Raw genomic sequence first — 12,873 nt, forward strand, 5'->3', positions numbered from 1 at the left:
AATAAATTCCGATGATTTGACGCCAGTCAATGATGAGGAAGAGAGCGGCCAATGCAGCTTGAAGTATGAAGGGTATATCCAGGTACATAATATGCTATCCCCACATAGCTGGAGACTCACGCCCTTGTTCGCCGTTTTAGTACTGGCGGGCTGTGCCTCAAGCGATAATATTGCGCCTCAGTCTCAAATGCTGGATAACCAACAACTCCAATTGGCGCAACCTAAAGTCAGTTCGTTGGCGCTAAGTTCTCAGTGGTGGCGGGTACTGGAAGATCCCCAACTTGATGCTTTGATGACCCAAAGCTTGCAAACCTCACCTTCGCTAAAACAGGCGGCGGCGCGGGTACGTGAAGCACAAAGTGTGATGGGCCAAGCCGATGCGGCTAATGGCCCAAACTTGGATCTCTACGGCAGCAGTAATCGGGAAAAAATCTCGCAGAATACACTGCAACCCTTTTTGCAGTCTTATCCCGACAAACCTTTGTATGAAACCGCGAATACTCTTGGCCTGAATCTTAGCTACGAGTTTGATTGGTGGGGTAAATATCGCAATCGGGTCAATGCCGCCAATGCGCAGGTTAATGCTGCCCGCGCAGAACAGCAGCAGGCCACACTGACACTGACCAGCTCAGTGGCATCGGTTTATTACCAGTTACAGAGCAATTTTGCTCTGCAAAATGTATTGCAACAGGCAGTCGATAATAATGACAGCCTGGCTGAGCTGCGCACCAGGCAATATCAGGCGGGTATCTATAGCATTGAAGTTCCACAGCAAACACAAGTTCAGGCGGATACAGCCAAACAGCAAATTATCCAACTGCAATCACAAGGCGAACAACTGAAACATCAGTTGGCAGCCCTGACAGGCCAAGGCCCGAGTACCACACAAAACTTGCGCCCGGTTCCTTTGCCAGAGCTAACTCGCCTGGCCCCCAAAGGCGAATTAACCACGGATTTACTGGGTCAGCGGCCAGATATCACCGCCCAGCGCCAACTGGTTGAATCTTATGACCAACGAGTTAAAGCAGCACGCAAAGAGTTTTATCCCAGCTTATCCATTACTGGATTTGCCGGTTTCTCTACCACGAACTTCCAGGGCACTAACCCCAATCTGTTGGAAGCCGCCAGCCAAGCATGGAATTTTGCTCCGGCAATTTCACTGCCTATTTTCCACGCTGGCGCGTTGCGCAGTAAGTTAGGCGAAGAATCAGCCCTTTATGACGAAGCAGTTGAGTCTTACAACCAGACTATCCTCAATGCCGTGCGGGAAACTGCGGATGCCATCACCATCCAACAAAGCAGCCAACGCCAATTACAGCAAGCCATATCAGCATCGCAATCTATGCAGAAAGTTTATAGCGTCGCCGATGCCCGCTACAAGGCTGGGGTTATTGGGCGCGATGAACTGTTGATTAGCCAGTCACAATATCTACAACAGCAGCAAGCAGAACTCAGTGCCAGCAACAATTTATTGCAGGCCAAGATTGGTTTGATCCGTTCACTCGGCGGTGGCTATCAAGCGCCCGCCAGTGATGGTTCACAAAATAAAACAATATAAAATGTGGGGAAGACCATGAGTGCAAGCGCGGAAGCTCAAGTGCCGCAACAACCGCAGAATAAAAAGAAGCAACGTAAACGCGTGCTGCTATTACTGACGGGTATTTTTATTATTATCGGGGTGGCTTACTTTATTTATTGGTTCCTGGTGCTGCGTCATCACCAAGAGACTGATAATGCCTATGTTTCGGGCAATCAGGTACAGATAATGTCGCAGGTTCCCGGCAGTGTCGTCAGTGTTAATTTTGAAAATACTGACTTGGTCAAAAGTGGCGATATTCTTCTGACACTTGACCCAACGGATGCCGAACAAGCTTATGAGCAGGCAAAAACCGCACTGGCAAACAGTGTGCGCCAAACCCACCAGCTCATGATTAACAGCAAGCAATATCAAGCCAATATTGCGCTGAAAAAAACCGAGCTAAGTAAAGCACAAAATGACCTAAAACGCCGTGTGGTGCTGGGTTCTGTTGATGCCATTGGCCGCGAAGAATTGCAACACGCCCGTGATGCCGTGGATGCTGCACAAGCTTCATTGGACGTGGCGATTGCACAATATAACGCCAATCAGGCGCTGGTGCTGAACACTCCGTTGGAGAAACAACCGGCCGTCGAGCAAGCGGCTGCCAAGTTGCGCGATGCCTGGCTTGCCCTGCAACGCACCAAAGTGGTTAGCCCAATCACCGGTTTTGTGTCACGCCGCAGTGTGCAAGTGGGCGCAGAAATTGCCAATGGTGCGCCACTGATGGCGGTCATTCCAGCTAACGAAATGTGGATTGACGCCAACTTCAAAGAAACCCAGTTAGCCAATATGCGTATCGGCCAACCCGCCACGGTGGTGACTGATTTCTATGGCGATGATGTGGTTTTCCAAGGAAAAGTTATTGGCCTGGATATGGGGACGGGCAGCGCCTTCTCACTGCTCCCTGCGCAAAATGCCACTGGTAACTGGATCAAAGTGGTTCAGCGCTTGCCGGTGCGTATTCAGCTTGATGCCAAACAGCTGGCTGAGCATCCGCTGCGCATTGGCTTATCGACCACAGTGCGGGTAGATACCGCCGATGTTGAAGGCCAAGTGTTAGCGCAAAACGTGCGCAAAGAACCTGCATTTGTCACCAACGCGCTGTCCTTGGATTTAGCGCCGGTTAATCAAATGATTAGCGATATTGTTCATGCGAATGCGGGTTAATATTGATGCAAATGCAAGTTAAGCGCACCGGGGGCCACCGTGGCACAAAAACCGCTTGAAGGTGCCCAACTTGCCTGGATGACGGTCGCGCTATCATTAGCGACTTTCATGCAGGTGCTGGACTCCACTATTGCTAACGTGGCTATTCCGACTATTGCCGGGGATCTTGGCTCGTCCAACTCCCAAGGCACATGGGTTATCACCTCATTCGGTGTGGCAAATGCAATTTCCATCCCTATCACTGGTTGGTTGGCAAAACGCATCGGTGAAGTCAGATTGTTCCTGTGGTCGACGGGGTTATTCGCACTGGCCTCATGGCTGTGCGGCGTGTCAAATAGCTTGGGGATGCTTATCTTCTTCCGGGTTATTCAAGGGCTGGTCGCTGGCCCATTGATCCCGTTGTCACAAAGCTTGCTACTGAATAACTACCCGCCCGCGAAGCGAAGTATGGCCCTGGCATTGTGGTCGATGACGATTGTTGTCGCCCCAATCTTTGGGCCGATCCTTGGCGGTTATATCAGTGATAACTATCACTGGGGCTGGATTTTCTTTATCAACATTCCTATCGGGGTGGTGGTCATTTTAGTCGCGGGCAGCACCTTGAAAGGGCGAGAGACCAAAACCGAAATCAAACCTATTGATACCGTGGGGTTGGTATTATTGGTGGTGGGTATTGGTGCCTTACAAATCATGCTTGACCAAGGTAAGGAGCTGGACTGGTTTAACTCGACCGAGATAATCGTCCTGACGGTTATTGCCGTGATTGCCATTATCTTCCTGATAGTGTGGGAGCTAACTGACGACCATCCGGTGATCGATTTGTCATTATTCAAATCGAGAAACTTTACCATTGGTTGTTTGTGTATCAGCCTGGCCTATATGTTGTACTTCGGTGCGATTGTCTTGCTGCCGCAGCTATTACAGGAGGTGTATGGCTATACCGCCACCTGGGCCGGCTTAGCATCAGCACCGGTAGGTATCTTGCCGGTGCTGCTGTCGCCAATCATTGGGCGCTTCTCACATCGAATTGATATGCGCCAGTTAGTCACATTCAGCTTCATTATGTATGCGGTTTGTTTCTACTGGCGAGCATATACATTCGAACCGGGAATGGACTTCGGTGCCTCGGCATGGCCGCAGTTTGTGCAAGGTTTTGCTATTGCCTGCTTCTTTATGCCACTGACGGCGATTACTTTGTCCGGCTTACCGCCAGAGCGTATGGCGGCGGCATCCAGTTTGTCTAACTTCCTGCGAACACTGGCGGGGTCGATTGGTACTTCAATCACCACCACGTTGTGGACGCAAAGAGAATCGATGCACCATTCGCAGCTGACGGAATTTGTTAACCCGTTTAACCCGAATGCCACGCAAATGTATCAGGATCTCGAGAAACTGGGCATGAATCAGCAGCAAGCATCGGCTTATCTGGCACGGGAAATTACCAATCAAGGGCTGATTATCTCGGCTAATGAGATTTTCTGGCTCTCGGCGGGCGTGTTCCTACTGCTACTGGCACTGGTGTGGTTTGCTAAACCGCCATTTACCTCCGGCGGCGGAGGCGGTGGCGGTGGCACGCACTAGCAGCAAAAACTGACTCATAAAAAAAGGGCGCTGACTTATCATCAGCGTCCTTTGAGGTTATTGACAAAGCTATTTTATAGTTCGGAGATTAGCAGGGCGACTGCACCGATGGGCGCTCCGGCGGCTTACGCCGTTACGACCCATTCGGCACATTTCCCCGCTTATCAACTTGTTACTTTATGTTTTAGCTATTGCAACGACGAATGAATTAAGCGTGATTTTGACGCCACCATTCTGCCAGCAAAATCCCGGTCGCCACTGACACATTCAAACTTTCAACTTTGCCAGTACCGCCAATAGAGACACTCACATCGCCCTGCTGCCAAGCGCTGTCAGTCAGGCCATCACTCTCTTGCCCTAAGACCAACACCATTTTGGCTGGTAGCTCAGCTTTCGCCAGACTGACACCTTTATGGCTTGAGGTGGTCACTATGGTGTAACCCGCTTTACGGAAAGTATCCAACACAGAAAGGAAATCATCTGCATTGATTGCTTTGATATGCTCCGCACCGCCTTCAGCTGTACGAACAGCGGCACCAGACTCCAACACTGCGGGGTCTTGCAGCAACACGCCATTGATACCAAAATGTGCACAGGTCCGCATAATGCCGCCCAGATTATGTGGGTTACCCACATCTTCCAGTGCCAACACGCAATCTTTCGCCTGAGTCTGTTGTTGCAGATAAGTTTCTGCATCCAAACCCTGACGTTTTTTAATCAGGAAGCACACGCCACCATGGTGTTCAGTGCCAGAGGCTTTCGCCAGCTCATCTTCTTCAACCACATGGTAAGCCTTGCGGTTAGCCGCCATCCATTTCAACGCTTCACGGAAACGTGGGGTAACTGACTGCACAAACCAGGCGCGCACAATAGCATCAGGGCGGCTTTCAAACAGCGCTTTACAAGCATTTTCGCCATAAACTCGTGTTTCTTCAGCCCGCTGACGGCGCAATTGCGCTGGGTCTACATGGCTTTTACCGCTGATACCGCCGTGATCAAACTCGGGTTCTTCAGAGGGGGCGCGAGACACAGTTTTCCACGGTGAATCGTAAGGGCCACTGCTGTCAGAACGCGCCGGACGGCTAGGACTCGTGCGTTCATTACGGCCTGAATCATTACGACGTGAGTCATTATTACGCGATGAGCTGCCGCGACCGGCACTATCACCCGGGCGGCCTTTGCCTGCCGGACGCGGGTTTTTACCACGGTTGTTGTTACTACGGTCGTCGCTGCTGTTTTCGTCACTGCGGACGTACATCACTTTAACTTTGCCGTTTTTGCCACTAAATGAATCGTTCATTGTCTTCTCCACCAACGCGCAGGGCGCGAAGATTACCTGATGTCTGCTCGGTTAGCCATAAGCAAGCGCTAAAAGCTAGCAACTATCGTATTCATCGAATAAACCATTTTGGCACTGACTTCATTTATATCCATAATAGATAACAACAACGAAACAATTCAGGTCACATTGACTGTATGGTTTCCCTTAATCTACTCAGATACTCAATAAAGGCTAATTTATGAATACGGTATGTACAGCTTGTATGGCGACCAATCGCCTACCGGAAGCACGTATTGATGACGGCGCTAAATGTGGGCGCTGCGGCCACTCTTTATTTGATGGCGAAGTCATTAACGCCACCGCCGAAACACTGGATAAACTGCTGCAAGATGACTTGCCGGTGATTATAGACTTCTGGGCACCATGGTGTGGGCCTTGCCGCAGCTTCGCGCCCATTTTTGAAGATGTTGCCGCAGAGCGTGCCGGAAAAGTTCGCTTCGTTAAAGTCAATACTGAAGCAGAACCCGCACTCAGCACGCGTTTCCGTATCCGCAGCATTCCCACCATTATGCTGTATCGGAACGGCAAAATGGTCGACATGCTTAGCGGCGCACTGCCAAAAGCACCTTTTGATAATTGGTTAAATGAGCAATTATCAGGGGAATCCGCCGCCCGCTAAGCTAGTTTAACTCATTTATCCCCCTTCGGGGCCACTCAAGTGCCCGATAAAGTTTGGTTATAATCCAAAACAGCACCCTGACAGTTTTCTGTTGGGGTGTTGTTTTTTCTTTTATGGTATGACTGGGCACCTGGGTTGATTAGAATAGCGCTATTTCTTCAGGAGTCCGTCGTGACTGGATCATCCACCACCGAACATGTTTTACCAACAGTCATAACGACGGAAAATGCAGTACTGCGTTTGCGTCAGCAGCGGTTATCCGCATCCACTCGCCTTTATCGCGCCCGTGGTTGCCGTGCCATTCGCTGCCAAGGCTGCCTGTTAACTGAGCGATTTTGCTTGTGTGACACCATCAAACAACAACCGGCCAACAGCCGATTTTGCCTGATTATGTTTGATACTGAACCCCTTAAGCCCAGTAATACTGGCCGCTTAATTGCTGATATTCTGCCAAACACTCAAGCTTTTCTCTGGGCGCGGACAGAAGTTTCTCCTGAGCTGTTAGCCGCGATACGCGACCCTCTGCGCCAACCTTATGTGGTCTTCCCGGAAAAATATGCCGACCCCGAGCGGCAAGTCTTCAATCAATTACCTGTCAGCGATAAACCACCGTTATTTATTCTGCTGGACGGTACCTGGACTGAAGCTAAAAAAATGTTTCGTAGAAGCCCGTATCTTACCGGACTACCGCTATTGTCGCTGAATGTCAGCAATACCTCGGATTATATGTTGCGAGAAGCAGCACGCCCGGAACAACATTGCACCGTCGAAGTTGCCGCAGCCCTACTCCAGCAAGCTGGTGATATTCAAGCAGCGGATGGATTAACAGCCCATTTTCATTATTTCCGCCAACAATATTTAGCAGGAAAACCTCACCATCCAGTGGGTCGAGTCACAGCAAATACCGAAAAAATCGCATAAAATCAATAAAGCTGTCGTTGACTTACCCCATGTTTTTGACTTACCCCAATAAATTTAAGGGGGGGCAGGAAAGCGGCAATTGAGAAAATCCCGATGAGTTGACACCAGTCAATGATTCGGGTGACAAATCTGCTGGGAGCAAATTTGAACGCTGTTTGCGGCAATCTCGTAGAGCCGAGGCCCATGAATGGGCTGAGTAACCGGAAGCAATCAACATACCTGCAACTTGAAAGATGACGGGGATTATATGAGCCAACGTGGATTAGAAGCCCTACTACGCCCCAAGTCTATTGCGGTCATTGGCGCATCTGAAAAACCGGAGCGCGCAGGTTTTCTAATGATGCGCAATTTGCTCGATGGCGGCTTTAATGGCCCGATTCTACCTGTTACTCCTACTCATAAAGCCGTTTGTGGGGTGTTGGCTTATGCAAACATCGCCAGCCTACCCATTACCCCCGACCTGGCCATCTTGTGCACCCATGACCGCCGTAACCTGTCACTGCTGGAAGACTTAGGGACTCGTGGCTGTAAGGCGGTGATTATCCTGTCGGCAGCAACTGAACAATTCCCTGAACTGAAAGCTTGTGCGCAGCGCCACCATATGCGCCTACTTGGCCCAAACAGCCTGGGTTTACTGGCTCCGTGGCAAGGGTTAAATGCCAGCTTCTCGCCAGTGCCTATCAAAAAAGGGCGGCTGGCGTTTATCTCCCAGTCAGCAGCTGTCGCCAACACCATTTTGGACTGGGCGCAGCAACGCGAAGTGGGATTCTCTTACTTCATTGCTCTCGGTGATAGCCTGGATATTGATGTCGATGACTTGCTCGACTTCCTTGCCAGAGACGGGAAAACCAGCGCTATCATGTTGTATATCGAGCATATCAGTGATGCGCGTCGCTTCTTATCCGCCTCCCGCAGTGCCTCGCGCAATAAACCCATTCTGGTGGTCAAAAGTGGCCGCAGCCAACGAGCTCAACAATTACTCAATGGCCAGCAAGGGTTAGATGCCGCCTATGATGCAGCCATTCAGCGCGCGGGTCTGTTGCGGGTTCAAGATACTCACGAGCTATTTTCGGCAGTCGAAACACTAAGCCATATGCACCCATTGCGCGGAGAGCGGTTACTGATTGTCAGCAATGGTGCAGCCCCGGCGGCAATGGCCTTGGATGAGTTGATTAGCCGTAATGGCAAGCTGGCAACACTGTCTGATACCACGCAATCCGCCCTGAGCGCGGCACTACCGCCTTTTGTTTCCTTACGAAACCCGATTGACCTGCGGGATGATGCCAGCGCTGAGCGCTATTTAGCAGCGCTTAAACCCTTATTGGACAGCACCGATTACGACGCGCTGTTGCTTATCCATTCACCGAGCGCAGCGGCACCGGGCAGTAAAACCGCTGAGTTATTAATATCCGCTATCCGCCAGCACCCGCGCGGCAAGCGCATTACTTTGCTAACTAACTGGTGCGGTGAATATTCATCACAAGATGCCCGCCGTTTATTCACCGAGGCCGGTATCCCGACTTATCGCACGCCAGAAGGCGCGATAACCGCCTTTATGCACATGGTTGAATATCGCCGCAACCAAAAGCAGTTAAAAGAAACGCCGGCCTTGCCTGTCGGCCTCACTGCCAATACCGCCCATGTCCACCAGTTAATTCGCCAGGCCCTGGCAGAAGGTACGACCCAACTTGATACCCATGAAGTGCAGCCGATCCTTGAAGCCTATGGCCTCAGCATGTTGCCAACCTGGATTGCCAGTGACAGTGTTGAAGCAGTACACATTGCTGAGCGGTTGGGTTATCCGGTTGCCATCAAATTGCGCTCGCCAGATATTGCGCATAAATCCGAAGTTCAGGGGGTCATGTTATACCTGCGTACTGCAATGGAAGTGCAACGGGCAGCGGACGATATTCTTGATCGCGTGAAACGCACTTATCCCCAAGCCCGTATTGACGGTTTATTGGTGCAAAGTATGGCAAACCGCGCCGGAGCGCAGGAGCTACGGATTGCTGTGGAACAAGATGCCATCTTTGGCCCACTCATTATGCTAGGGGAAGGCGGTATTGAATGGCACCATGAAACCCAGGCCGCAGTTGCATTACCACCACTCAATATGGCGTTAGCCCGCTATCTGATAATCCAGGCGGTCAAAGGTGGAAAAATCCGCAGCCGCGGCTCACTGCAACCTCTCGACATCCCTGGTCTGAGCCGTTTGCTAGTACAAGTTTCCAACCTGATTCTTGATTGCCCTGAAATCTCGCGTTTAGATATTCACCCTGTGCTTGCTTCTGGCAGTGAGTTCACGCTGCTGGATGTATCAATGCAGTTGGCCCCCGTCACTGGCGACCCACAAGCGCGGCTGGCTATCCGCCCTTACCCGCACGAATTGGAACAAACCGTGATACTAAAAGACGGCTCTCATTGCTTATTCCGCCCTATCTTGCCAGAGGATGAGCCGCTGCTAAAACTGTTTATTGATCAAGTCACTAAAGAAGATCTCTACTATCGCTACTTCAGTGAAATCAACGAATTCAGTCACGACGATTTGGCGAACATGACGCAGATTGACTATGATCGGGAAATGGCCTTTGTGGCAGTCCGTCAAAATACAACTGGCCCGGAAATTATTGGTGTCACGCGCGCGCTATCTGACCCTGACAATATTGATGCAGAGTTCGCCGTCTTGGTGCGCTCAGATTTAAAAGGGCTGGGGCTGGGGCGGGAGTTGCTCGAGAAAATGATCCAGTACACCCGCAGCCACGGGTTAACTCGGCTAACAGCGGTCACCATGCCCAATAACCGAGGCATGATTGGGTTGGCGAAAAAACTGGGTTTTAGTATTGATGTACAAATGGAAGATGGCATCGTTAATCTGGAGCTGACACTTTGATTTCAATCACCTGAATCGCTGTGATATAGGCCACATAGATAAGTGATTCAGTCTACGGTTGGCAAAACTTGCGCACAATCCGGAAAAGTAGTGGTATTATCGCCCGACTCTATGGATTAGTGTTTTTTTTGGATATGGCGGTTCTGCCATCAAATAACAAGAGAAGAAGCGCACTGTGATGTTGTCAAAATTCAAACGTAGCAAACATCAACAACACCTTGCACAACTGCCCAAACTCCCCCAGTCAGTTGATGATGTCCAAACGCTTTATTGCCCCAAGGTTTTCCGCTCTACTCTGCTGGAATTAATAGGCCAGGCGACCAAACGTATCTATCTGGTGGCGCTTTACCTTGAGCAGGATGATGCAGGCCATGATGTGATGAGCGCGCTCTATCAGGCCAAACAGCGGCATACTGAGCTGGAAATTTGTGTATTAGTAGATTGGCATCGCGCCCAACGTGGCCGCATCGGGGCCGCCGCTGTTAATACTAATGCAGATTGGTATTGTGAGATGGCAAACAAGCATCCGGATATCTGTGTTCCGGTTTATGGTGTCCCGGTGAATACCCGTGAAGCCCTTGGTGTATTGCATCTGAAAGGTTTTATCATTGATGACACCGTGATTTACAGTGGTGCCAGCATCAATGATGTCTATCTCTATCAAAACGACAAATATCGTTATGACCGTTATCAATTAATCACAAATCAATCATTAGCCGATATTATGGTTGATTATGTGAAGCAACGAGTTCTGAGTGCAGGTGCCGTTCAGCGCCTCGATCGCATTGATCGCCCCACCAATCCTGAGATCAAAAATGAAACTCGGCAGTTTCGATCATCACTGCGAGATATCGGTTATCAATTTCCAGCACAAGCTGGCAATGATGAATTAGCGGTCACTCCGTTAGTTGGGCTAGGTAAAAAAAGTCAACTCAACAAAACTATTCATCATTTAATGGCTTCCGCTGATGAACGCCTCACTATTTGTACGCCCTATTTTAACCTGCCCGCATTGTTAGTTCGCAATATCATTTATCTACTGCGCGAAGGTAAACAGGTTGAGATTATTGTTGGCGACAAAACAGCGAACGACTTTTATATCCCCGAAGATCAGCCGTTTAAAATCATTGGTGCTTTACCATACTTATATGAAATCAACTTGCGCCGCTTCCTTAGCCGCTTACAGCGCTTTGTGGATAATGGTCAACTGATTGTTCGTTTATGGAAAGATGGCGACAATACCTATCATCTGAAAGGGATGTGGGTAGATAATAACTGGCAGTTGATCACGGGTAACAATCTGAATCCACGTGCATGGCGTCTGGATCTGGAAAATGCCATTTTGATCCACGATCCTAAACATGAGATGCATGAGCAGCGTGCAAAAGAGCTGGAATGCATTCGAACTCATACTAAAGTTGTTTCACACTACCTTGAACTTGAGAATATTCAGCAGTATCCGGTCAAGGTGCGTAAACTGATCCGCCGCTTACGCAGAATTCGTATCGACCGGCTCATTAGTCGTATTCTATAAAATTAAAACAAAAACCCGGTTCTATTGCCGGGTTTTCTGTCTCCAGCCAGGGGAGGAACGGCATGTGGTGCCCACCTTATCTTCGCCCTTTAATTATTGCCCCACTACTTTTCACCAGCTCTGCATGTACCCATATGGCCAACGATAGCTGGACGGGAAAAGATAAAGCCCAACATTTTTTTGTCTCTGCTGCGCTAGCTGCTGCGGGTACAGCTTATGGTGAACATCAGAATTGGTCGGATGCCAAAAGCCGCAATTTCGGTTTACTATTTTCGATAAATATCGGCGCAGTCAAAGAGCTATATGATAGCCGTCAAGCTGGCACGGGCTGGAGTTGGAAAGATTTTGCCTGGAATGTCGCTGGCGCAGTCACTGGCTATAGTCTCTATCAAGCCGTTAACTAAGATTACCTATAGAACTATTGGCGCTAGCCTAACCGACCAATATACTCATATTGTATTTTGTTTTAAGTGGATGCATAAAAATCTATGGTCACCCCCGTTTTTGCAACACCGATTTTGATTTATGATGGGCTTGCTTAAATCTATTCGGTGTCTGGTGGGAGCCAGCTTCCGCGCCATGATGAGTTCCGCGCCTGATGAACCTTAAAAAACCCGTCGGCTTCAAAGAGCCATTTTTTGTGTCAGGTTTATCATCAGGCCGCTGTGCCGTTCATGTCATCAATAATCAGTCGTCGCAAAACCAGAAAGTCACTTGGTAACTCATTGAGCTGACAGTAAATTTACTGTTGGCTCTTTTATTTACTGAAGACGGTTCCTTGTATGGTTACTGCCCAGGCTATCGTTCCGACCCCGGGAATATAAAGCAGGCGCTGCGCTGTTTCATCATTGGCCATGTGGTTTTTTAACTCTTTTTCGACTGCCTCTATCTGCTCGCAGAGATAACCATCTCATTAAGCCCTCTGCACAGCAGAAGGCTTTTCTCTTTTTCTTTTCCACATAGCAAAAAACCCACGCTTTGGGCATGGGGTCTCGGCTTTATTTGATGCCTGCCAGTGTCCTACTCTATTCGTCTCATCCTCAAGATGAGACTCACCCCTTCGGGGCCAGCGCAAGCGCTGTTCAAACTGCCATGCGCGACTTGAATCTGTCAGAAAATTATAAACAAAAAAGGCCACCCGCTAGGGTAGCCTCTTTTGTTTATTTGATGCCTGGCAGTGTCCTACTCTCGCATGGGGAGACCCCACACTACCATCGGCGCTACGGCGTTTCACTTCTGA

Annotated in this window: 9 protein-coding genes and 1 pseudogene; 8 read left to right on the forward strand and 2 right to left on the reverse strand. The window is 49.6% G+C overall.

Annotated features, from left to right (window positions below):
• Positions 1-91 precede the first annotated feature (91 nt).
• The 3 genes from FTA91_RS03435 to emrB are packed head-to-tail and all read left to right on the forward strand — an operon-like array spanning position 92 to position 4,327.
• Positions 92-1,558, forward strand: coding sequence for an efflux transporter outer membrane subunit (locus tag FTA91_RS03435; RefSeq protein WP_145535424.1), 1,467 nt, complete (start codon positions 92-94; stop codon positions 1,556-1,558).
• 15 nt (positions 1,559-1,573) lie between these two features.
• Positions 1,574-2,746 carry a multidrug efflux MFS transporter periplasmic adaptor subunit EmrA gene (gene emrA / locus FTA91_RS03440; RefSeq protein WP_145535421.1) on the forward strand — a complete coding sequence of 391 codons (1,173 nt, stop codon included), beginning with the start codon at positions 1,574-1,576 and terminating at the stop codon, positions 2,744-2,746.
• Positions 2,747-2,785: 39 nt separating this feature from the next.
• Positions 2,786-4,327, forward strand: coding sequence for a multidrug efflux MFS transporter permease subunit EmrB (emrB, locus tag FTA91_RS03445; RefSeq protein ID WP_145535419.1), 1,542 nt, complete (start codon positions 2,786-2,788; stop codon positions 4,325-4,327).
• Positions 4,328-4,535: 208 nt separating this feature from the next.
• Here emrB and FTA91_RS03450 read toward each other — a convergent pair whose 3' ends face one another.
• On the reverse strand, positions 4,536-5,627 hold the full coding sequence (locus FTA91_RS03450) for a tRNA/rRNA methyltransferase (protein WP_050116517.1): 1,092 nt from the start codon (positions 5,625-5,627) through the stop codon (positions 4,536-4,538).
• Positions 5,628-5,847: 220 nt separating this feature from the next.
• Here FTA91_RS03450 and trxC point away from each other — a divergent pair, with 220 nt between their 5' ends.
• The 5 genes from trxC to FTA91_RS03475 all read left to right on the forward strand — a co-directional run bounded on the left by trxC (position 5,848) and on the right by FTA91_RS03475 (position 12,037).
• On the forward strand, positions 5,848-6,288 hold the full coding sequence (gene trxC, locus FTA91_RS03455) for a thioredoxin TrxC (protein WP_050116516.1): 441 nt from the start codon (positions 5,848-5,850) through the stop codon (positions 6,286-6,288).
• 171 nt (positions 6,289-6,459) lie between these two features.
• Positions 6,460-7,209: a tRNA-uridine aminocarboxypropyltransferase gene (locus tag FTA91_RS03460; protein WP_050116515.1), complete on the forward strand. Its 750-nt coding sequence runs from the start codon at positions 6,460-6,462 to the stop codon at positions 7,207-7,209.
• Positions 7,210-7,456: 247 nt separating this feature from the next.
• Positions 7,457-10,099 carry a bifunctional acetate--CoA ligase family protein/GNAT family N-acetyltransferase gene (locus FTA91_RS03465; RefSeq protein ID WP_050116514.1) on the forward strand — a complete coding sequence of 881 codons (2,643 nt, stop codon included), beginning with the start codon at positions 7,457-7,459 and terminating at the stop codon, positions 10,097-10,099.
• A 181-nt stretch (positions 10,100-10,280) separates the two neighbouring features.
• Entirely contained in the window at positions 10,281-11,633 is a 1,353-nt protein-coding gene (gene pssA / locus FTA91_RS03470; RefSeq protein ID WP_408065642.1) for a CDP-diacylglycerol--serine O-phosphatidyltransferase, read from the forward strand.
• A 62-nt stretch (positions 11,634-11,695) separates the two neighbouring features.
• Positions 11,696-12,037, forward strand: coding sequence for a YfiM family lipoprotein (locus FTA91_RS03475; protein WP_050116512.1), 342 nt, complete (start codon positions 11,696-11,698; stop codon positions 12,035-12,037).
• Positions 12,038-12,432: 395 nt separating this feature from the next.
• On the opposite strand, the pseudogene FTA91_RS03480 reads toward FTA91_RS03475, so the two are convergent.
• Positions 12,433-12,534, reverse strand: a pseudogene (locus FTA91_RS03480) (IS110 family transposase); the annotation flags it as partial.
• Positions 12,535-12,873 lie beyond the last annotated feature (339 nt).

Source organism: Yersinia thracica, assembly GCF_902170565.1.
In the GTDB taxonomy this organism is placed as follows: domain Bacteria; phylum Pseudomonadota; class Gammaproteobacteria; order Enterobacterales; family Enterobacteriaceae; genus Yersinia; species Yersinia thracica.

Coding starts and splice junctions, on each gene's coding strand:
- FTA91_RS03435 (WP_145535424.1), top strand. CDS start 92: ATGCTATCCCCACATAGCTGGAGACTCACGCCCTTGTTCGCCGTTTTA.
- emrA (WP_145535421.1), top strand. CDS start 1,574: ATGAGTGCAAGCGCGGAAGCTCAAGTGCCGCAACAACCGCAGAATAAA.
- FTA91_RS03450 (WP_050116517.1), bottom strand. CDS start 5,627: ATGAACGATTCATTTAGTGGCAAAAACGGCAAAGTTAAAGTGATGTAC.
- trxC (WP_050116516.1), top strand. CDS start 5,848: ATGAATACGGTATGTACAGCTTGTATGGCGACCAATCGCCTACCGGAA.
- FTA91_RS03465 (WP_050116514.1), top strand. CDS start 7,457: ATGAGCCAACGTGGATTAGAAGCCCTACTACGCCCCAAGTCTATTGCG.
- FTA91_RS03475 (WP_050116512.1), top strand. CDS start 11,696: ATGTGGTGCCCACCTTATCTTCGCCCTTTAATTATTGCCCCACTACTT.